The following is a 19,924-nucleotide window of genomic DNA, read 5'->3' as shown; positions in this document are numbered from 1 at the left end:
CGTCAGCCGCCCCCGTGGCCGGCGGCCGACGCGAGTACGGCCGCGTTGCGGATGTCGCGGGGTGCCCGACCGTCCCAGCGCCGCACCGCCCGGCGCAGCGCGCGCATGTCGCTGTACCCGACCCGGGCCGCGATCGCCTGCAGCGGCAGGTCGGTGCCGCGCAGCAGCTCCATGGTCCGCTCCTGGCGCACGGACTCGACCTCCTCGCGCCAGGTCGTACCGAGCTCCCGCAGCCGCCGTTGCAGCGTGCGCGGGCTCATCGCCAGCCGCCCCGCCACGTGCTCCAGGCTCACGGCGTCCTCCCGGAAGGCGCCGGCGAGAACCATCCGGAAGCTGTCCTGCCAGAGCATGACCGGCTGGGCGGCCGCCAGGGTCAGCCGCGCCTGCTGCGCCAGGAGGCGGTCCAGCCCCGGCTGCGCCTTGGGCAGCGGCGCGCGTACGTCGTCGTCGTGGAAGGTGATCGAGTTGTACGGTGCCTCGAAGTCGACGCGGGCGGCGCCGAAGAACTCCGCCAGCCGGCGGTACCCGCCGGTCGCGCCGTGCGTGACGGACACGCGCAGCGCGGCGAGGGGCCGCCCGGCCGCGGCCCGCGCACGGGTCAGGAACATGGCCAGCGCGAACCAGTCGATGGCCTCCACCACGTCCGGCCCCCAACTGCCCGTCGCGTGCCGGATGGTGAAGCTGCGCCCGTCCTCCTCGACGAGGAGCTTCTCGTGTGCCGGGTCGCCGATGACGGCGCTGTACTCCACCACCTGCTTCAGGGACTCCCGGAGGGTGGGCCCGCTGGTGACCAGATAGTCCCACAGCCCGAACGTGCCGATGGGCGCCTCGTCGGCGAGCAGCGCGCCGACCGCGGTCCCCGGCTCCGTGAGTGTCAGCTCCTCCCACACGGCCAGCGCCGACGGGGTCGAGACCCGGGCCAGTTCGTTGCCCAGCACCTCGGGGCCGAGGTCGTGGAACCGGGCGAACCTGCCCATGTCCCCGCCCGACCGGCGCAGGGCGTCGACGATGAACCGCGCGAGGTGCACGGAGATGGTGCCGTGGGCGTGGTGAGGCTGCATAGGGCCGGTGAGGCTACCATCCCTTCGCGCGAACTCGCCCCGTCCATCGCGCAGCTTGGCGCCCCGACGTCCCCGCACGGCGCATAACGCGCCTTGCCGGAACGCCGCCGCCGCCCCGTGGCGCCGGGGGTCCCCTCCCTGACGCGCGCAGGGCCTTATGAACGCCCGAGGCCCCTGCCTACGGTGGCGACGATCACGGGGACGCGGATCGAACTCCGGCCGTGCGCGTGCCGTGATCCGTACGACACCACCGAGTCGAAGGATCCGACGTGACGTTCTCACCTGCCCACTGGCAGAAGCGCCTCGACGCGTTGCGCGCCGTCCACCACGTTCCCGGCGCCACCCTCGCGGTGTTCGCCGACGGACGGATCCACGAACTGGCGAGCGGCCTCCTGCACCGCGGAACCGGGGTGGAGGTCACCACCGACTCGGTGTTCCAGCTCGGCTCGATAGCCAAGATCTACACCGCCACGCTGATCATGCAACTCGTCGACACCGGCCGGCTGGACCTGGACACGCCCGTCGCCGAGATCCTCCCGGAGTTCACTCCGGGCGCCGCACCCGGGGCGGGCAAGGAGATCACCGTACGCCGACTGCTCAGCCACACCAGCGGCCTCACCTGTGACTTCACCTACGACAGCGGGCGCGGCGACGACTGCCTGGCCGCATATGTGCGGGCCGCCCGCGACGTGGCGCTCGACTGCCCGCCCGGCACGGCCGTCTCCTACAGCAACGTCGGCTACAACGTCCTGGGCCGCATCGTCGAGGTCGTCGCCGGACGCACCTGGGACCAGGCCCTGAAGGAACGGATCGTCGCCCCTCTGGGCCTGACGCGCACCATGACCCTGCCCGAGGAGGCGCTGGCCTTCCGCACGGCGATGGGCCACCTTCCGGGCGATGGCCGGGAACCCGAACCGGCGCCGGCCTGGGACATGCTGCCCCGCTCGGCCGGACCCTACGGCCGGGTCCTCGCGAGCGCGGCCGACGTGCTGCGCCTGGCCAAGATGCACCTCGACGGCGGCGCAACCGCGGACGGCACCCAGGTCCTGGGCGCCCGTGCCGTCGCGGCGATGCAGCGGTGGGAGGTCGACGTCCCGGACCGGTGGACGGTCGGCGCGGACGGCTGGGGGCTGGGCTGGTCGCTCTACGACTGGCACGGAGTCCCGGGATACGGGCACGACGGCGCCGCCATCGGCCACTACGCCTACCTGCGCGTCATCCCCGGCGCCGACGTCATCGTCGTCCTGCTGACGAACGGCGGCGATGCCCGCCGCCTCTACGCCGACCTGTTCCGCGAACTCCTCGCTGACCTCGCCCACATCCGGATGCCGCCCCCCTTCGCACCACCCGTGCATCCGCCGGCCGTCGACATGACGCCGCTGCTCGGCACGTACCGGCGCGAGGGCGTCCTCATCACGGTCGACGTCGCCCCCGACGGCACCCCGCAAATGCGCTACGAGTTCGTCGACGGCATGCGGGACTTCTCGCCGCCCCTGGAGATGGACCTCGTCCCGCTCAGCGCGACGGTCTTCGCCGCGACCGCCGCCGGCCCCTACGTCAGCGAGGACTGGATGCCCGTCGTCTTCGCCGCCCTCGTCGACGGGACACCCTGCTGTTACATCGGCATGCGCTGCGCCCCCAGAACGACCTCCGTCTAGGGCCCTCTTTTCGGATCGGGCCGGATCAGGGAGCGGCGTACGGTGCCGTGCAACGCAGGGCGGAGGAGGAAGTCCATGCGGAGGATCGAACGACGGCAACGCGGCGGGTCGCGGCGCGTTGCGGGGCGTCGCGAGCCCGGCAAGATCCGGAAGAGAGGTCCGGGTGTCCTGGGTCGTTCCCGAGGAGGGCTGACCACGAAGAGCACCTCCGCAGGAGCGAGCTGGAGCGAACGGTCGCGGTCGCAACGGTTCTGCTCTGGCGCCGTTGACGAGGCTCAGTCGAGAAGGCGCATCACACGCCCCGAGCCAGCAGCCCGTCCGCGGTGTCGAAAAGCGAAGGACTGCCCTTCCTCCAAGGCAACAGGCCGTTCAAGCGTGATCGTCGCCTCGCCCCAGTGGAGCGGGTGCAAGACATCCGATCCCCTGGTAAGCGTCAGGTCTCCTGCTACAGCGGCAGTGCCGAAGTGGAAGTGGAGTCGTTCACCGGTGCGCACTTCAGCCGCACCTTGTTGCTCGGACAAGAGCGTGATGTCCGCGGCAAAACTACTGTGTCCGCCCATTGAGCCAGGTGCCGCCAGCACCTGCCCCCGCTCTACCTCGCCGGCCGCCGTCCCACGTATCAACAGGCCCGCGTTCATGCCCGCACTCGCCTCGTCGACGTACCGACCAAAAGCTTCGATCTGTTCGACGGTGACGAGCGCGGTCCCACCGGAACCGACGATCTCCACCGCATCGCCCTTACGAACCCGCCCGCGCTCGATCAGGCCGGTCAGTATGACCGCCTTGCCATGGTTCTGCCAGAAGAGATCTCCGACATACATCAGGAACGGCTTGCCCGGTGCTTCCATCTGGGCTCCTCCCCAACGACCAGCCCCCAGCGGACCGGCGAGGTCAACAGTGATCACTGGCCGCCGTGTGCCCGATCGGTGCTGCGTCCCATCGGACAGGCCCTGAGGGCTGTCCCGGACACAGGGCTGAGGGGTGGTTCGGCGTCGAGTGCGGTGTGTCGGCGGTGGCGGCGGTAGGCGTGAAGGAAGTCTGCCAGTGGCCGTCCGCTCGTTGGCGAAGACGCAGGGCTGCAGGCAGGCCCGTTCATCGAGCAGGCTGTGTGCCTCGGCCGCGCCGCCCGAGCCGCAGCCGGATGTCCCGCTCTCGCGGCGGCCCCGGCGGCGGCACCGCTCCCTCGCACTCTCCGAAACCGCGTCTGCGTCGCCCGGTACCGCGATCCATGCCGGGCCTGAGCGCCGCCTGCTGCCGCAGTCTGTGGACCAGTGCCTTCAGGCGCGCGTGCTCCCCGCTGTCCTGCTTCACGGCAGGCCGGCTTCTGAGACAGCGTGGACGCTGCCGCTGCCGTTCGCAGTGCTCGGGGCATGCGCCGGGAGACGCCGTACGGCCGGGACACAGAGAAGCGCGAGAGCGGTGGGGACCGCGATGACCGTCATCGCGTACAGAGTGGGCCGCACGCCGAGGGATTCGGACACCGGGCCGGCGAGCACCAGACCGACCGGCATCAGTCCGGCCGACAGCAAGTGGTCGTAGGAACTCACGCGGGACAGAGCATGCTCGGGCACGTGTGTCTGCAGCGCCGTCTCCCACAGGACGAAGAAGAGAGAAACGGCAACGCCGGTGACCGCTTCGAGGACCGCGATCAAGGCGAGCGATGCACCGGATCCGATGATGACCGCCTGACAGGAGGCCACCGCCAGCGCGGCAGCGGCCAGGGCCATGGGCCGCGCGATCTTGAGCCGGTAGGCGCACACATCGCCGACGACGGACCCGATGCCGAAGGCTGCGACCACTATCGACCAGCTTGCCGCACCGCCCCACTCACGCTCGGCGAGCACGGGTCCCAGCACATAGACCGACGGCAGCACGACAACGTGGTAGACCGCCATGCCGGCCAGGCCGGACCACACCCACGTCCGGCTGCGCACCTGGACCCAGCCGTCGCGCAGTTCCGCGAGGAAGGGCCCCCCGGCTGTGCCCGGCGGTGTCTGGGATGCCGTCTCGCGGGGCCTGAGGCGGGCCAGGAACGCGGCACTGACTGCGAAGGTCAGGGCGTCCAGGGCCAGGGCGCCGCCGGGGCCGGCCAGCGCGACCAGTCCACCGGCCAGGGCCGGGCCGAGCACCAGCCCGGACGACTGGACGAACCCGCGCAGGGCGTTGGCCTCCCGCAGCCGGTCCGGCCCGACCACCAGCGGCATCAGTCCGGTGGAAGCGGGCATGAAGAACGCATCCGCTGTGCCGAACAGGATCATCAGCAGGGCCAGATGCGGAACCTCGGCGACACCGGTCAGCAGCAGTACGGCAATGAGCCCCTGCACGGCGAACCGCGCCATGTCGGAAACCAGCATGATGCGGTGCCGTCGGAAGCGGTCCGCCCACACCCCGCCCACCAGGGTGAACAGCAGCATGGGCACCAGCCCCGCGGCCGCGACCAGGCCGACGTCAGAGGCGGACCCGCCCACCGAGAGCACGGCAAAGGGCACGGCCACGAACGCCACACGGTCGCCCAGCACCGACAGGGACTGCCCTATGAACAGGCGGGCGAACTGCGGTTCATCACGCAGCACGCCGGGGATCAAGGATTTCATGCAGGAGGCCGTTCAAGAGACAGGAGGGCAGATCGCGCAGCGCCCGATCGTAAGGAGTGCCGTCCTCGCCGGTCACCTGAATTTCTCCCGGGCCCGCCCCGGCCTCCCGTGGGGCGCCGGATACCTGAGGATGGCGAAGGTACGGCCCCAATCATCGGCAAACGTCGGCGAACGTCGGCAGCGGCGCGGCAGTTCACCCTGGCCGCGGTTTCCTCGAGCCTGCGCAGGAGGACCGCCGTGTTCGACTTCGGGTCCAGGTGCTTCGTGCAGCGGCTGTGCGCCGCTGTCAGGGCCCGGTACCGGGCGAGCAGCGCCGCGCCCTCCCCCCCGCGTCACGGCCTGCGGATCGGCTTCGATGCGCAGCCGGTGGCGGCGCAGCTCGTCCTCGTAGGGCCCCAGACGGTGAGCGCCTCGCGCTGCGCCTCGACGGCGGGCCGCGGCGCACGGCGCGAGAGCGCCGCGGCCGCCTGCCGACGGTGAGCCGGTGCACGGCGTCCGGACCGGGCACGGGCCGCTCGGCGGGATACGGTGCGAAGCTGACCTGGAGCCGAAGGGCCGCAGATCCTCGACGAGTTCGGCCGCTGCGGCGTCCTCCGCGACGCGCCGCCGCCAGGCGACGCACAACAGCGCGGCGTGCTCCGGCGCGCGCACCTCGTACCGTCCGCTGCCGAGCAGCGACTCCAGCCGGGCGAGGCCGTCGTCGCTGAGGCGGTGGCGAAGACGTCCGCGTCGGAGAGGCCCGGGGCTCTGAGGTCGGCAGCGGAACGGGGCTCGGCCCCCGCACCACGGGGGGTCGGGGTGGTCGAGGTAAAGCGCATTAGTGCGGGAACGGCGAAAGGGGCGACAAAGCGTCAACATTGTCGCGCGCGGAGCTTCACCATGGAATCGAGACCAGGCTCGGCGGTGTCTGCACTAAAGCGCATCAGTCCAGGTCCAAGGTGTGGGATCGCGCGGCGCCCGTACCCGCTTCGCCCCGTCTCCGGATTCGGTACTTGTCGACATCGGCCAGCGCCATGTCGGCCTCATTGACGAGGACTTGCTTTCCCGCGACCGTGGGCCCGCCTCCGGCGACGAGGCCGGACTTCTGCGAAGGCGGCGACGATGACCCGTTCGAAACCGACCCGCACGGCTGTTGCCGCACTGGTGGCAGGCGTCCTCCTCCCGGTCTCCGCGTGCGGTCTCGCCGGCGTCGGCGGCGGGGATCCCAAGGAGGCGGAGAGAACGGGCAGGGTGGCCGGTGGGATCACCTTCCGGACCCTCCAGCTGAAGCCCGCCTTCACCGGCTACGTACAGGCCGTCATCGACGCCTTCGAGAAGGAGCACCCCGAGGTCGACGTCACCTGGGAGGACGTGCCCGGGGACGGCTACAACGAGAAGCTGGTCGCGGACGCCCAGGCCGGCACTCTCCCGGACGTGGTCAACCTCTCCACCGACTCCTTCCAGCTCCTCGGCGACCGGGGCATGCTCGCCGACGTCGCCAAGCTCGACGGGGAGTCGGCGGGGGAGTACGTCCCCGGGGCCTGGGAGCAGTTCAAACTGCCCGGAAAGGGCGAGGGCGTCTACGCCTACCCGTGGTACGTGACGCCGGAGATCCTCACCTACAACAGGGAGCTCTTCGAGAAGTCCGGGCTCGACCCCGCCGCACCGCCCACCAGCGTGGAACAGTTCTTCGACTACGCCGAACAGATCGCCGCCAGGTCCGGCGGCCGGTACGCGGCCTTCATGGCCGACCCCAAGGGGCGGCTGCCCGGCGACTGGCAGAAGATGGGCGTCCCCCTTCTGAGCCCCCGGAAGGACCGGTTCACCTTCGACACCGACAAGGCCGTCGCATGGGTGGAGCGGATGAAGGACCTGTACGCCAAGGGTGCGATGCCCAAGGAGTCCCTGCTCAGGTCGGACGACATCAACCAGCTCTACGGCAGTGGCAAACTCGTCTTCGGCCCGGGGTCCCCGGGATTCGTCAAGGACATCAAACAGAACGCCCCGCGGGTCTACGCGATGACGCAGGTAGCGGGAGCCGTCACGGGCCGCCTCGGCCACATCGGCATCTACGCCCAGGCGCTCGGCATCCGGAAGGACACCGAGCACCCCGACGCCGCGGCCGAGTTCGCCAAATGGGTCACCAACGGCCCGAACCAGGTGGAGTTCTCGAGGAAGGCCACCATCTACCCCTCCAACGCCCGGGGCCTCGCCGACCCGTTCTTCTCCGACCGGGGCGACGGCAAGGACGCCGAGACCCTCGCCCGGGCGGTCGGCGCCGAGCAGCTCAGGACCGCCGCGCTCGACGCCAACACCCCGGTCCAGTGGACCAGCCAGGTCGGGGACGCCGTCGTACGCGAGGTACAGAAGGCCATCCAGGGCGAGCAGGACCCCCGGACGGCGGTGAAGAAGGCCGAGGACGCGGCGAACAGGCTCCTCGCCGACGCGGCCCGCCCATGACGGCCGCCGGCACCCGCCCGCCCGTGCCGGAGGAGCAGCGCCGCAGAGCGGCGCTGCGGGCCATGGAGGCCGACACCGGGCTGCCGCACCGCAGCTGGTGGACGCCGTACCTCTTCCTCGCGCCCGGCCTGGCCATGGTGCTGCTGTTCAGCCTCTGGCCGTTCGTCAACACCGTCGTCCTCTCCTTCACCGACGCCCGGATCCTGCGCGGCGGCGGCTTCGTCGGCCTCGACAACTACCGGCGGGCGTTCGCCGACCCCGACTTCTGGGTCGCGACCGGCAACAGCGTCCTCTACCTCCTGGTCGTCGTCCCCTGCCTGGTCCTGCTGCCGCTGGCCCTCGCCGTCCTCGTCCAGGCCGAGATCCCCGGCATCGGCTTCTTCCGCTCCGCCTTCTACACCCCGGTGATCGCCTCCGCCGTGGTCGTCGGGCTGATCTGGCAGTGGGTCCTGCGCAGCGACGGCCTCGTCAACACCGTCTTCCAGCGGCTCCGCATCGTCTCCGAGCCGGTGCCGTTCCTGACGGACAGCACGATGCTGCTGGTCTCCGCGATGATCGTGACCGTGTGGAAGGGCCTCGGCTACTACATGGTCTTCTACCTGGCAGCCCTCGGGAACGTGCCCGCCTCCCTCCACGAGGCCGCCGCGATCGACGGAGCCGGCTGCGTCCGCCGCTTCTTCAGCATCACCGTCCCCCAGGTGAGGCCGATGATGCTGCTGGTCGGAACCCTCTCCGCCATCTCGGCGCTGCGCGTCTTCACCGAGATCTACATCCTCGGCGGCGAGAGCGGGGGACCCGGCGGCGGCGCCCGCACCCTGCCCTTCCTCATCCGCCAGGTGGGCCTCGGCTTCTCCGGCGAGACGGGCTACGCCAGCGCCATATCGATCCTGCTGTTCCTCCTCACGCTGGTCTTCAGCCTGCTGGGCCGCCGCCTGACGAAAGGAGACGGTGCATGAGCACGGCATCCCCCGGCCGCGCCGGCCGAGCTCGCCGCCGGCTCGCCCCGGCAGCCCGGTACGGCACCCTGCTGCTCATGCTCGTCGTCATGCTGGGCCCGATCGTCTGGCAGTTCCTGACGTCGATCCGCGGCCGCACCGAGAACGTGTACGACGGCGTGCTGCCCGCACAGCCCACCCTCGACAACTACGTCCGCGTCGCCGAGTCCTTCCCGCTGCTCCAGTACGCCGGCAACACCCTCGTCGTCGCGTTCCTCGCGATCACCTCGAACATGCTCTTCGCCGCGATGGGCGGGTACGCGCTCTCCCGCGCCGCCTGGAAGGGCCGCGAGGTCGTCTTCACCGTCCTCGTCGCGACCCTGATGTTCCCCTTCGAGTCCGTGATGATCTCGATGTTCCTCACGGTCCGCGAGATGGGCCTGGTCGACACTCTCATCGGCGTCTGGCTGCCCGGCGCGGTCTCCGTACTCAACGTCATGATCATGCGGGCGGCCTTCCTCGCCGTGCCCAAGGAGGTCGAGGAGGCCGCAGTCCTGGACGGAGCGGGCGAGTGGACCCGCTTCACCCGGGTCTTCGTCCCCTCGGCCAAGGGCGCCCTGGCCGTCGTCTGCATCACCAGCTTCATGGGCGCCTGGGACGACTTCCTGTGGCCGCTGCTGGTCCTCACCGACAGCGACCACTACACCCTCCAGCTCGGCCTGAAGACCCTGGCCGGCGCCACCACCGTCAACGACCAGCGGCTGATCGCCGCCGGCGCGATGGCCGCGCTGCTGCCGATGATGCTCCTCTTCTTCGCCCTCCAGCGTTTCTTCTTCAGGGGAGTGGGCGAGGGAGCCGTCAAGCTCTGAGCCGGACCCTCCGACGGACCCGCAGACGTACCGACCGACCACCACCTCCGGGAGCAGCTGTCATGCATGACGACCGCAGCATCACCGAACACCGCCTTCGCCGGGTGCTCCACGAGCGCATCAAGCCCGCCGTCCACTCCGGCCCGATCCCGCTGACCGTCGAGCGCTGGGACGCCCCGGGCGAGCCCGTCTCCGTTGCCGAGGGTCTGGCGGCGCCCTACGAGCCCTGCGCACCCGGCGACCCGTGGGGGCCGGCGTGGGGCACCACCTGGTTCAAGGTCACCGGAACCGTCCCCGCCGGATGGGCCGGCCGGACCGTGGAGGCCGTCCTCGACCTCGGCTTCGACCGGATGATGCCGGGCTTCCAGTGCGAGGGCCTGGTCCACCGGGCCGACGGGGGCGAGATCAAGGCCCTCAACCCGTACAACGACTGGGTGCGCGTGGCCGACCGCGCCGAGGGCGGCGAGCGGATCGAGTGGTACGTCGAGGCGGCCTCCAACCCGGTGCTCGTCGAGCACCGCCCCTCCTACGAGGGCGATGCGCGCACCAGCGGCCACCAGCCCCTCTACCGCCTCGCCCGGATGGACCTCACCGTCTTCGAGACCGACGTCTGGGAGCTGGTCCAGGACCTCGAGGTGCTCTACGAGCTGATGACGCAGCTCCCCCCGGAAGACGCCCGCCGCCACGAGATCCTGCATGCCCTGAGTGCCGCCCTGGACGCGGTCGACCTCACCGACGTGCCCGGCACGGCGCCCGCCGCCCGCGCCCGCCTCGCCGGCGTCCTCGCAGCCCCCGCCAACGCGTCCGCGCACCGCGTCAGCGCCGTCGGCCACGCCCACATCGACTCCGCGTGGCTGTGGCCGCTGCGCGAAACGGTGCGCAAGGTCGCCCGTACCGCGTCCAACATGGTCAACCTGATGGACGAACACCCCGAGTTCGTCTTCGCGATGTCGCAGGCGCAGCAGCTCGACTGGATCAAGACCCATCGGCCGGAGCTGTTCGAGCGGGTCAAGAAGAAGGTCGCGGACGGGCAGTTCGTCCCGGTCGGCGGCATGTGGGTGGAGTCCGACACCAACATGGTCGGCGGCGAGGCGATGGCCCGCCAGTTCCTCTACGGCAAGAAGTTCTTCCTCGACGAGTTCGGCATCGACACCCACAACGTCTGGCTGCCCGACTCCTTCGGCTACACCGCCGCCATGCCGCAGATCGTCAAGCTCTCCGGCTCCCGCTGGTTCCTGACCCAGAAGATCTGCTGGTCGCAGGTGAACGAGTTCCCCCACCACACCTTCTGGTGGGAGGGGATCGACGGCACCCGCGTCTTCACGCACTTCCCGCCCGTCGACACCTACAACTGCGACCTCGGGGGCGCCCAGCTGGCGCACGCCGCTCGCAACTACCGCGAGAAGGGACGGGGCTCACGCTCCCTCATCCCCTTCGGCTGGGGCGACGGCGGCGGCGGACCCACCCGCGAGCACCTTGCCCGCGCCCGGCGCCAGCGCGACCTCGAAGGCTCCCCGCGCATCGAGATCGAGCGGCCCGACTCCTTCTTCGAGAAGGCTCGCGCCGAGTACGAGGACGCACCAGTCTGGGCCGGCGAGCTCTACCTGGAGCTGCACCGCGGCACCTACACCTCCCAGGCCAGGACCAAGCAGGGCAACCGGCGCAGCGAATCCCTGCTGCGCGAGGCGGAGCTGTGGGCGGCGACCGCCGCCGTGCGTGTGGCCGGGTACGCGTACCCGTACGAGGACCTGGAGCGGATCTGGAAGACGGTGCTGCTCCACCAGTTCCACGACATCCTGCCGGGCTCGTCCATCGCGTGGGTGCACCGCGAGGCCCGCGAGACGTACGCGAAGGCGGCCGAGGAGCTCAGGGGCATCACCCTCGCCGCGCAGCAGGCGCTCGCGGGGGAGGGCGCGGAGGAACTGGTCTTCAACTGCGCCCCGTACGCCCGGCGCGGCGTCCCGGCGGGCGGAGCCGCCCGCCCCGCGCAGCCGCCGGAGCCGGTCACCGTGGAGGAGCGGCACGGCGGCGGGCACGTCCTGGCCAACGGCCGGCTGCTGGTGGAGATCGACGGCCGCGGCCTGATCGTCTCCGTCTACGACCTGGAGGCGCGCCGGGAGGCCATCGCCCCGGGAGCCGCCGCGAACCTGCTCCAGATCCACCCCGACTTCCCCAACATGTGGGACGCGTGGGACGTCGACGCGTTCTACCGCAACCGTGTCACCGACCTCGTCGCGCTGGACGGCCTGGAGGTCGCCGAGAGCGGGCCGGGGGCGGCGACCGTGCGGGTGAGCCGCTCCTTCGGGCGGTCCGCTGCGGTCCAGCGGATCACCCTGCGGGCGGGCGCCAGGACGGTCGACGTCGTCACGGACATCGACTGGCACGAGACGGAGAAGTTCCTGAAGGCGGCCTTTCCGCTGGATGTGAAGGCCGATCGGACGGCGTCCGAGACGCAGTTCGGGCACGTGTACCGGGCCACCCACACCAACACCTCCTGGGAGGCGGCCAAGTTCGAGATCTGCGCCCACCGCTGGATCCACGCGGAGGAGCCCGGCTGGGGCGTCGCCCTGCTCAACGACTCCACGTACGGGCATGACGTGACCCGCGACGTACGGGCCGACGGCGGCCAGACCACCACCGTACGGCTCTCCCTGTTGCGGGCCCCGCGCTACCCGGACCCGGAGACCGACCAGGGGGCGCACACCCTTCGGTTCTCGCTCGCACCCGGGGCGGGGATCGGGGACGCGGTCCGCGAGGGCCACGCGCTGAACCTGCCCGAGCGCACCGTGCACGGCGCCGGCCCCGTCGCCCCGCTGCTGGCGGTCGACCAGGACGCGGTGGTGGTCGAGGCGGTCAAACTCGCCGAGGACCGCGGCGGCGACGTGATCGTCCGCCTCTACGAATCCCGCGGCGGCCGTGCCACGGCCACCCTCACGGCGGGCTTCCCGATCGCGGAGGCGGTCGAGAGCGACCTGCTGGAACGGCCCCTGGCGGGCACGGCCGTCGCGCCCCCGGCGGCGGACGGCACGATCGCCCTGACCCTTCGCCCCTTCCAGATCCTCACGATCCGCCTCCGCCGCGCCTGACCGGCTCAGCCCCTCTGCTCGCCGGCGGCGGCCTCGTTCCATGCCTCCGGGCTGCTGCAGTGGTGCCGGTGTCCGGCGCCGAGCACCTTCCGCAAGGCGGCGAGGTGCTCGGTGTCGGCGGGCAGTGGCAGCCGGTCCAGCAGGGCGAGGGCGGGTTCCGCCTCGAGCTGTCCGTGGAAGTCGTGGTAACTGCGCAGCAGGGCCCGGAAGAGGGCCGGGTGGAGGCAGGGGACCCGGGCAGCCGCCTCGTACGAGGCGGCCTTGGCCTCCCAGGGCACCGGACCCGAGTGCTCCAGGACCCGTCGGGCCCTGCGCAGCAGGGGATCGGGCGCCCCGGGCACCAACAGCTCGCGGTCGTTGCCCAGGACCTCCGCGAAGGCCTCCGCGGAGGTCCGCACGTCCTCGAACCAGGCCAGCCAGAGGACGGAGAGGACCGGCTCGCAGTCCCGGACGGCTTCCAGACGCCGCCGGTAGCCGCCCCAGAGGGCCTCGGGCGGCAGCGGTCCCTCCGGGCCGAGATGGGCGGAGTGGATCTGCTCGGTCACCAGGAAGTGGCTGCCGAGGAGGTCCATCAACCCCAGGGCCAGCCGCACCCGTCCCGCCACGTCCAGGCGGTCGTCGGTGAAGGCCTGCGAACCGAGCCCGTTGCACACGTCCTCGGTGGTCAGCGTCTCGCCGGGGGAGTCGGCGTCGGCCCAGAGGCCGTCGCCGGTCCGGGTGATCCCGTCTTCGGCGAGCCAGCGCCGGGCGATCTCGACGTCGGGCAGGTCGGCGAGGAAGGCCGAGACGACCGCCGCGACTTCGGCGGGCGCGCAGGCGGGAACCGGGCCGGCCGCGGGCAGGGTCACCAGCCGGGCGTCGGGGACGAGGGCCACCAGTTGGGCGTCGGGGATGCGGCGCACCGGGTCGCCCGCGGCCTCCTGCACGGCGCCGCCGACCGGGCCGCCCGAGACGACCAGGGCCGTGGCCGTGATCGGCGGGGGTCCGTCCCGCCCGGTCTGCGGCGCCGCCCCGTCGGGGAGCGGGTGCGGCACGCCGACGAGGACCAGCCGTACGACCCGGTGCGGCTCGCGCCGGGCGACCAGGCAGGCAGCCAGTGCTCCCGTGCCGTGCCCGACCAGGTCGACGCGGTCGAGGCCGAGGCGGTCCAGGAGGCCGAGGAGACCGGCGCACATCGCCTCCGGTGCCCGCATCGCCTCCGGCACGCGGCCCGTCGCGCCCTGATCGTGCCCGGCCGGGGTGACGGCGTGGACCATGCGCTCCCGGGCGAGCTCGTCCCGCAGGGCCGCCCATCGGGGGACTGACGACCCAGGAGATCGCCCGCGCCTTCCTCGCCTCCGAGAGCACCGTCGCCCAGCGCATCGTGCGCGCCAAGCGGACGCTGGCCAAGGCCGCGGTGCCCTTCGAAGTCCCCTACGGGGCCGATCGCGCCGCACGGCTCTCGTCGGTCCTCGAGGTCATCTACCTGGTCTTCAACGAGGGCTACTCGGCCACCTCCGGAGACGACCTCGTCCGGCCCGCCCTCTGCGAGGACGCCCTGCGCCTGGCCCGCGTCCTGGCGGCCCTGATGCCCGAGGAGGACGAGGTGCACGGCCTCGCCGCGCTGCTGGAGTTCCAGGCGTCCCGGATCGCCACCCGCACCGGCCCCGAAGGCGAGCCGGTGCTGCTCGCCGACCAGAACCGGGCCAGGTGGAACCGCCTGCTCATCGCCAGGGGCGTCCGGGCGATGAGCCGCGCCGGCAGCGGCCCGTACTCCCTCCAGGCCGCGATCGCCGGCTGCCACGCGGCCGCCGTCCGCTACGAGGACACGGACTGGGACAGGATCGCCATCCTCTACGGACGGCTGGTCCAGCTGACCCCGTCACCGGTCGTGGAACTCAACCGGGCGGTGGCGGTCTCGATGGCCGACGGACCCGCGGCGGCCCTGCCGCTCGTCGACGCCCTGGCCCGGGAACCGGCCCTGAGCGGCTACCACTTGCTCCCGAGCGTACGGGGCGACCTGCTGGAGCGCCTCGGCCGGACGGGCGAGGCCCGGGCCGAGTTCGAACGCGCGGCCTCGCTCACCCGCAACGAACAGGAACGCACCCTGCTCCTGCGGCGCGCGGCCCGCCTGTGAGCCGCGCTCCCGGGCCCCGGCTCAGCCGCGCCGCGCGAACGCGGCCACGTCCAGCGGAGTCATCCGCCCCGGCCGGCGCTGCGGGGTCAGCGCGACGGGCCGGCGGAAACCGCCGCTGCGGGCGACCTCCTGGACCGTCAGGCGCAGCGCCTCCTGGAAGCCGCGCATGGTCCGGCGGGCCGCCGGGGTGTCGACGTAGATGGAGTTCATGTGCAGGCCGTCCGTGTCGCGCTGGAACCACGAGCACGCGCCGTTGGCCCGCGCGGACCACACATGGGTGGTGGGCCGCCAGTCGTCGTGGCGCTCGGCGCCCGGGCACTTGCGCATGTCGATGTACGAGAAGAAGTTCACCGGGTACGGCCAGGAGCGGGCGGCGAACTCCTCGGGCGCCAGCAGCTCCCACGCACGCACGAACGGAACGTCGAGATGGGTCATCATCTCGGTGAACCCGGCCCGGACCGAGGCCATCACCTGGGCGAAGTCCCGGCCGGGCGAGGCGTCGAACTCGATGGGCAGGGTGTTGACGAACCAGCCCACCGAGTTCGTCCAGGTGCTCCGGCCGCGCTCGCTGACCGGCATGAAGCCCCGGTAGACGCCCGGCCCGCCCGCCTCGCGCAGACACACGGCCACCGACCCGAGCACGCCCATGAACGGCTTCCCGCCGACCGCCAGACAGGTCTTCTCGAAGACCTCCGCCTCACCGGCGTCCAGCAGCATCGACGCCTCGTTGACGATGGGGTACATGCGGCCCGGCTCCACGCCGAGATCGAGGGGGAACCGCGGGAAGAACTCGCCCGTCGACCCCATGAAGGCCTTCCAGTAGTCCAGACGGGCGTCGTGGGCGTCGATGGACAGGTAGCGGCGGCGCTGCTCCTCGGCGAAGTCGAGATAGCTGGGCGCGGGCGGCAGTTCGGCGGCCTCGCCGCGGCACAGGCCCTCGTAGGCCGTCAGCACCTCGCGGGCGACGATGGGCATCGACATGCCGTCGCAGACGATGTGGTCGAAGGCCAGGTAGACCGTCGCCGAGTCCTCGCGGACCACCGCGCCCATGATGAACAGCGGCCAGGACAGGGTGTCGATGCTCCGCTTGAAGCGTTCGACGAGGAAGTCGCTCAGCACTTCCGCGTCCCCGAAGGTGCCCACGGGCTCGGGGTCGAGGGTGAGCGTGGCGGGGGCGAAGGGCTCGCAGGCCACCTCGCCGGCCAGCCGCCGGAACGCGCAGCGCAGGACCTCGTGCCGCTGGACGAAGGAGAGCAGCGACTGGGCCAGGGCCCGTTCGTCCAGCGGGCCGGTCACCTCGAAGGTGACCGCGACCCAGGACGCGACGGGGTCGTCGGCGGCCCGGCTCTCCTCGGCGACGGTGAAGTGCTTGTCCTGGTTGAAGGACGCTTTCCGGCTCGCCGGGTCACCCGGCCCGTGGGCCTGCGCCGCGGTGGACCTGAGCCGCCACTCGACCACCCTGCCGGGTGCCACGTGGTGCATCTCCAGAGGAAACTGCCGCATACCGCCATCCCTTCGCCCCCGAGTCAACCCCCAGGCCCTAACGACCCCCGGGCCGAGGAGGTGACGGAATCACCCCTGCGGGGCGGGCGGCGGGGGCGCGGTGGCTGTCGGTGCCCCCCGCCGCCTGCGCAGGGCGGCCTCGAAGAGGGTCCAACCGTCGATCTCCATGCCCGACGGGCCGTCTGGACGCCACCCGTGATCGCGGGCCTCCTCCATCAGAGCCCGGACGGTGCCGGGTTCGTGCAGGTAAAGGGAGTCGCTGGCGGCGAGCGACACCTCCCCGGAGACCATCGGGTAGCCGGTCGGGACGAGTCTGCCGGGGCCCTCCCGGAAGACGATGCGCAGGGCTCCCCGCGCCCCCGTCAGGTGGACGGTGAGCGACTCGCAGCAGTCGCGGTCGGGGCCGCCCGGCCTGCCGTGGGAGTGGCGCACCGACCGTGTGTAGGTGTTCCCGTCCACGACGAGACGCCGGGCCTTGCTCGGACTGCGGGGCATCCGCGGCTCCTTCCTCGGGTGTCCGGGTGCCGGGGGAGCAGCCTACGAAGCCCCGGACACCGGCCGCATCCGCAATTCGCCCCGTTCGGCGGCCTATTCGGTGTGCAGCGCCGCCGCGATCGTCGTCCGGGCCGCCGCCCGGGCCGGAACCAGCGCGCCCGCGACGGCGATCGCCACTCCTGCGAGCAACAGGCCGGACAACTGCGGCGCGTCCCAGACGTCCTTCATCGGCTCCGGGAAGGAGACCACCCCGACGTGGTCCACGACCAGCCGGTGCGCGAGCATCCCGAGCGGGATGCCCAGCAGCCCGCCGACCGCGCCCACCCCCGCGACCGAGGTGACGGTCATCGTCACCACCTGCCGTGGTGTCATCCCGATGGACTTCAGCATGCCGAGGTCCCGGCGGCGCTCCCTGGTGCCCAGGAGGACGGTGTTGAAGACGCCGAGCGACGCGACGGCGCTCAGCAGGACCGTGAACACCGTGGAGAAGGCGACGACGGTGGTGGTGGCGGTGTTCCCCGAATCCGACACAGAGGCACGCAGCCCCGGGTCGGCGGCCTCGGCCGCCGCGGCGTAGGCCCGGGCGTCGGCTCCGGGAGCCAGCCTCACCTCGTACTCGACGGCGCGGGCGTCCGGCGCAAGTGGCAGGAGGGTGTCCCAGGAGGCCTCCAGGGCGCGGGCGTTGCCCTCGATGAGCTTGCCCACGACGGTCGCGGAGGTCTGCCTGCCGCCCAGCGCCAGGGTGACCCGGTCGCCGAGCCGCAGCCCGTTCTGCGTCAGGAAGGCCGGCCCGGCGACGAACTCGCCGGCCGCCTGCGGCATCCGGCCCTCGGCGATCCGGGCGGCGGCGGAGGAGTCGTCCCCCCGGTAGAAGTCGGCGAAGACCGGCCTGCTCTGCCCGACGAGGCTCACCTGCGCCAGTGCGCGGGCCCGCACCCCCGCCGCGCCGGGCAGGGACCGCAGCCGTTCCTCGATCCGGGCGTCGCCCGGCAGGGGAGCGGCCCGGCCGCCGGCGGGCCCGCCGGCTTCCACCCTGACCAGGGCGCCGCCGCCGTGTCCGGCCTCGCTGTACGCGAGCATCGTGCTGGTCAGCCCGGTCGCCAGGGTCACCGTGGTGACGCCCAGGACGATGGCCGCCAAGGTCAGCAGGGTGCGGCCGGGGCGGGCGAACGGCTGGCCCAGGCCCATGCTGACGGCGCGGGGGAGCCGGCTGCCGCCGAGGAGGCGCTGGACGCGCAGCCCGCGGCCCGTCAGCGGGGTGGCACCCGCGCCGATCGCCCGGGCGGCCGGCAGCCGGTGCGCCCGCAGCGCGGGAACCAGCGCGGTGAGCAGGACGAGGGCGGGCATCCCCAGCAGGCAGACGACCGACACCCACGGGGAGATGCCGCCGACGGCGGCCCGGCCGGTCTCGATGCCGGAGAACGCGATCCTCAGGATGGGCTCGGCCAGCGCGTTGCCGAGCAGGGTACCGGCCGCGGAGCCGACGAGGGCCGGTACGGCCATCATCGCCAGATAGACGGCGACCACCTGGTTCGGGGTGAAGCCCAGGGCCTTGAGGACGCCGATGTGCCGGTAGCCGGACACGACCGCCCCGCTGACGACGTTCCCGACGATCAGGGCGGAGACCAGCAGTCCGAGGACGCCGAAGAGCGTCATGAAGGGGAGGTAGGCGTCGGCCAGGGACGAGAAGGCCTTCCTCAGGTCGAGGTGGGTGTGCGCACTGGTCACCGCCCCCTCGGGCAGTCCGGCGGTGGCCCGGGCCAGTGCCGCGCCCAGCTGTGCCTGCGTCGAGGAGTCGGTGAAGCGGTACAGCATCTGGGCGGTGGCCGGGCGCAGCGCGGTCATCTGCTCGGGCGAGACCCAGGCGTCCGCCGACTTGCCCATGCCCGCCGCGAATCCGACGACCGTCAACGGCGCCGATCCGGGGACGTCCAGGGGGGTTCCGAGCAGCTTCGGCCCGGGTGTGCCCGCGGACGGCCAGGCGATGACGATCTCGCCGGGTGCGGTCGCCCAGCGGCCCTCCAGGACCTCGACCCGGTCGACGGGGCCGCCGGGGTCGGCCCGTCCCACCACCCTCAGGGAGCCGCCGGGCATCCAGAGCCAGCCCTCGGGCACGTCCAGGACACTCTGCCCGAACGGCCCCGCCGCGGCGCTCACACCGGGCCGCCGGGCGGTCTGCGCCAGCTGTTCCGGGCCGGCCTTCACCGTGTCGAACGCCGCCACGGTGTGCGGGCCGCGCTGGGCGGCGTACGCCTTGTCGAACGGACTGGTGGCGACGTCGAGCAGCCCCAGCGCGAGCAGGACGGTCGTGGTCGAGCAGAGCACGACCAGCCCGATGACGAACGTCTGGAGCCTGCGGCGCTTCACCGCCGCGCGGGAGGCCCGCCACACGGCGCTCACGCGCTCGCCTCCAGCACGCTCTGCCGTGCGACCCGGCCGTCGGCGACCTCGACGAGGCGGCTGGCGCAGCGGGTGGCCAGCTCCGGGTCGTGCGTGACGATCAGCAGCGTCTGGCCGATCTGGTTGAGGTCGATGAGCAGGTCCATCACCTGCTCGCCCGAGCGGCTGTCGAGCGCGCCGGTCGGTTCGTCCGCGAGCAGCAGCGCGGGACGGTTCATCAGGGCGCGTGCCACGGCGACCCGTTGGCGTTCCCCACCGCTCAGTGTCGCCGGGTAGTTGTTCCGGCGGTCGGCCACGCCGAGCTCGTCGAGGAGCTCCAGGGCCCGGCGGCGCGCCTGCCGGGCGGGGGTGCCGGTCAACTGGGCGGCCAGCGCCACGTTGTCCAGGGCGGGAAGGTCGTCGATGAGGTTGAAGAACTGGAACACCATCCCGATGTTCCGGCGCCGGAACAGCGCCAGCCCCGTCTCGCCGAGCCCGCCCAAATCATGGCCCTGCACCTCGACGGTCCCCGACGTCGGCCGGTCCAGCCCGGCCACCATGTTGAGCAGCGTCGACTTGCCGCAGCCGGAAGGTCCCATCACGGCCACCGCTTCACCCGCCCGGATCTCCAGACAGAGGCCGTCCAGGGCCTTCGTGTCGCCGTACTCCTTGTGCACGTCGTCCAGTCGTACGACGACCTGCGGTGCGCTGTCGTGATCGGTTGTCATGGCCCCGAACCTAAGTCGGCGGCCCGGCGCGGGGCGTCAGCCCCCGGATGTAAAGGCCGGC

14 protein-coding genes and 2 pseudogenes are annotated in these 19,924 nt (G+C 72.1%); 7 read left to right on the top strand and 9 right to left on the bottom strand.

Annotated features, from left to right (window positions below; translation table 11 throughout):
* Positions 1 to 2: 2 nt before the first annotated feature.
* Complete coding sequence (locus ACZ6JS_RS24430) at positions 3 to 1,061, bottom strand: AraC family transcriptional regulator (protein WP_469300888.1); 1,059 nt, start codon at positions 1,059 to 1,061, stop codon at positions 3 to 5.
* A 269-nt stretch (positions 1,062 to 1,330) separates the two neighbouring features.
* On the opposite strand from ACZ6JS_RS24430, the gene ACZ6JS_RS24425 reads away from it, so the two are divergent.
* A complete protein-coding gene (locus ACZ6JS_RS24425; RefSeq protein WP_469300886.1) occupies positions 1,331 to 2,719 on the top strand; it encodes a serine hydrolase domain-containing protein in 1,389 nt (462 codons plus the stop codon).
* Positions 2,720 to 2,994: 275 nt separating this feature from the next.
* On the opposite strand, the gene ACZ6JS_RS24420 is transcribed toward ACZ6JS_RS24425, so the two are convergent.
* From ACZ6JS_RS24420 to ACZ6JS_RS24410, 3 genes and pseudogenes are all read right to left on the bottom strand, one after another.
* Positions 2,995 to 3,567, bottom strand: a complete 573-nt coding sequence (locus tag ACZ6JS_RS24420; protein ID WP_469300884.1) for an EF-Tu/IF-2/RF-3 family GTPase — start codon at positions 3,565 to 3,567, stop codon at positions 2,995 to 2,997.
* Between the two features lie 268 nt (positions 3,568 to 3,835).
* Positions 3,836 to 4,012: pseudogene (locus tag ACZ6JS_RS24415) on the bottom strand (ABC transporter ATP-binding protein); the annotation flags it as partial.
* Positions 4,013 to 4,026: 14 nt separating this feature from the next.
* The gene (locus tag ACZ6JS_RS24410) at positions 4,027 to 5,292 is read right to left on the bottom strand and encodes an MFS transporter (RefSeq protein ID WP_469300883.1); all 1,266 of its coding nucleotides are present in this window, start codon (positions 5,290 to 5,292) and stop codon (positions 4,027 to 4,029) included.
* 258 nt (positions 5,293 to 5,550) lie between these two features.
* Here ACZ6JS_RS24410 and ACZ6JS_RS24405 point away from each other — a divergent pair, with 258 nt between their 5' ends.
* From ACZ6JS_RS24405 to ACZ6JS_RS24385, 5 genes are all read left to right on the top strand, one after another.
* The gene (locus ACZ6JS_RS24405; RefSeq protein WP_469300881.1) at positions 5,551 to 5,793 is read left to right on the top strand and encodes a hypothetical protein; all 243 of its coding nucleotides are present in this window, start codon (positions 5,551 to 5,553) and stop codon (positions 5,791 to 5,793) included.
* A gap of 621 nt (positions 5,794 to 6,414) precedes the next feature.
* Entirely contained in the window at positions 6,415 to 7,752 is a 1,338-nt protein-coding gene (locus ACZ6JS_RS24400) for an ABC transporter substrate-binding protein (RefSeq protein WP_469300879.1), read from the top strand.
* The gene (locus ACZ6JS_RS24395) at positions 7,749 to 8,708 is read left to right on the top strand and encodes a carbohydrate ABC transporter permease (protein ID WP_469300877.1); all 960 of its coding nucleotides are present in this window, start codon (positions 7,749 to 7,751) and stop codon (positions 8,706 to 8,708) included. Before ACZ6JS_RS24400 ends, ACZ6JS_RS24395 begins: the two co-directional genes overlap by 4 nt.
* The gene (locus ACZ6JS_RS24390; RefSeq protein WP_469300875.1) at positions 8,705 to 9,556 is read left to right on the top strand and encodes a carbohydrate ABC transporter permease; all 852 of its coding nucleotides are present in this window, start codon (positions 8,705 to 8,707) and stop codon (positions 9,554 to 9,556) included. The genes ACZ6JS_RS24395 and ACZ6JS_RS24390 overlap by 4 nt, the downstream gene beginning before the upstream one ends.
* A gap of 62 nt (positions 9,557 to 9,618) precedes the next feature.
* A complete protein-coding gene (locus ACZ6JS_RS24385; RefSeq protein ID WP_469300873.1) occupies positions 9,619 to 12,642 on the top strand; it encodes an alpha-mannosidase in 3,024 nt (1,007 codons plus the stop codon).
* 5 nt (positions 12,643 to 12,647) lie between these two features.
* Here ACZ6JS_RS24385 and ACZ6JS_RS24380 read toward each other — a convergent pair whose 3' ends face one another.
* A complete protein-coding gene (locus ACZ6JS_RS24380; RefSeq protein ID WP_469300871.1) occupies positions 12,648 to 13,898 on the bottom strand; it encodes an alpha/beta fold hydrolase in 1,251 nt (416 codons plus the stop codon).
* A 35-nt stretch (positions 13,899 to 13,933) separates the two neighbouring features.
* On the opposite strand from ACZ6JS_RS24380, the pseudogene ACZ6JS_RS24375 reads away from it, so the two are divergent.
* A pseudogene (locus ACZ6JS_RS24375) lies at positions 13,934 to 14,758 on the top strand (RNA polymerase sigma factor); the annotation flags it as partial.
* Between the two features lie 21 nt (positions 14,759 to 14,779).
* Here the strand turns inward: ACZ6JS_RS24375 and ACZ6JS_RS24370 are convergent.
* The 4 genes from ACZ6JS_RS24370 to ACZ6JS_RS24355 all read right to left on the bottom strand — a co-directional run bounded on the left by ACZ6JS_RS24370 (position 14,780) and on the right by ACZ6JS_RS24355 (position 19,863).
* Positions 14,780 to 16,261, bottom strand: a complete 1,482-nt coding sequence (locus tag ACZ6JS_RS24370) for a condensation domain-containing protein (protein ID WP_469300869.1) — start codon at positions 16,259 to 16,261, stop codon at positions 14,780 to 14,782.
* 69 nt (positions 16,262 to 16,330) lie between these two features.
* Complete coding sequence (locus ACZ6JS_RS24365; RefSeq protein WP_469300867.1) at positions 16,331 to 16,756, bottom strand: hypothetical protein; 426 nt, start codon at positions 16,754 to 16,756, stop codon at positions 16,331 to 16,333.
* Positions 16,757 to 16,849: 93 nt separating this feature from the next.
* On the bottom strand, positions 16,850 to 19,156 hold the full coding sequence (locus ACZ6JS_RS24360) for an ABC transporter permease (protein WP_469300866.1): 2,307 nt from the start codon (positions 19,154 to 19,156) through the stop codon (positions 16,850 to 16,852).
* Complete coding sequence (locus tag ACZ6JS_RS24355; RefSeq protein ID WP_469300864.1) at positions 19,153 to 19,863, bottom strand: ABC transporter ATP-binding protein; 711 nt, start codon at positions 19,861 to 19,863, stop codon at positions 19,153 to 19,155. Before ACZ6JS_RS24355 ends, ACZ6JS_RS24360 begins: the two co-directional genes overlap by 4 nt.
* Positions 19,864 to 19,924: the final 61 nt, after the last annotated feature.

It is taken from the genome of Streptomyces sp. NPDC046349 (assembly GCF_055587885.1).
The sequence above is the reverse complement of the archived record's forward strand: the minus strand, read 5'-3'. Positions and strand labels throughout refer to the sequence as shown.

What these genes read in the sequence shown, in the direction of transcription:
- ACZ6JS_RS24430 (WP_469300888.1), bottom strand. Translation starts at nt 1,061, where the DNA reads ATGCAGCCTCACCACGCCCACGGCACCATCTCCGTGCACCTCGCGCGG.
- ACZ6JS_RS24420 (WP_469300884.1), bottom strand. Translation starts at nt 3,567, where the DNA reads ATGGAAGCACCGGGCAAGCCGTTCCTGATGTATGTCGGAGATCTCTTC.
- ACZ6JS_RS24400 (WP_469300879.1), top strand. Translation starts at nt 6,415, where the DNA reads ATGACCCGTTCGAAACCGACCCGCACGGCTGTTGCCGCACTGGTGGCA.
- ACZ6JS_RS24395 (WP_469300877.1), top strand. Translation starts at nt 7,749, where the DNA reads ATGACGGCCGCCGGCACCCGCCCGCCCGTGCCGGAGGAGCAGCGCCGC.
- ACZ6JS_RS24390 (WP_469300875.1), top strand. Translation starts at nt 8,705, where the DNA reads ATGAGCACGGCATCCCCCGGCCGCGCCGGCCGAGCTCGCCGCCGGCTC.
- ACZ6JS_RS24385 (WP_469300873.1), top strand. Translation starts at nt 9,619, where the DNA reads ATGCATGACGACCGCAGCATCACCGAACACCGCCTTCGCCGGGTGCTC.
- ACZ6JS_RS24380 (WP_469300871.1), bottom strand. Translation starts at nt 13,898, where the DNA reads ATGGTCCACGCCGTCACCCCGGCCGGGCACGATCAGGGCGCGACGGGC.
- ACZ6JS_RS24370 (WP_469300869.1), bottom strand. Translation starts at nt 16,261, where the DNA reads ATGCGGCAGTTTCCTCTGGAGATGCACCACGTGGCACCCGGCAGGGTG.
- ACZ6JS_RS24365 (WP_469300867.1), bottom strand. Translation starts at nt 16,756, where the DNA reads ATGCCCCGCAGTCCGAGCAAGGCCCGGCGTCTCGTCGTGGACGGGAAC.
- ACZ6JS_RS24355 (WP_469300864.1), bottom strand. Translation starts at nt 19,863, where the DNA reads ATGACAACCGATCACGACAGCGCACCGCAGGTCGTCGTACGACTGGAC.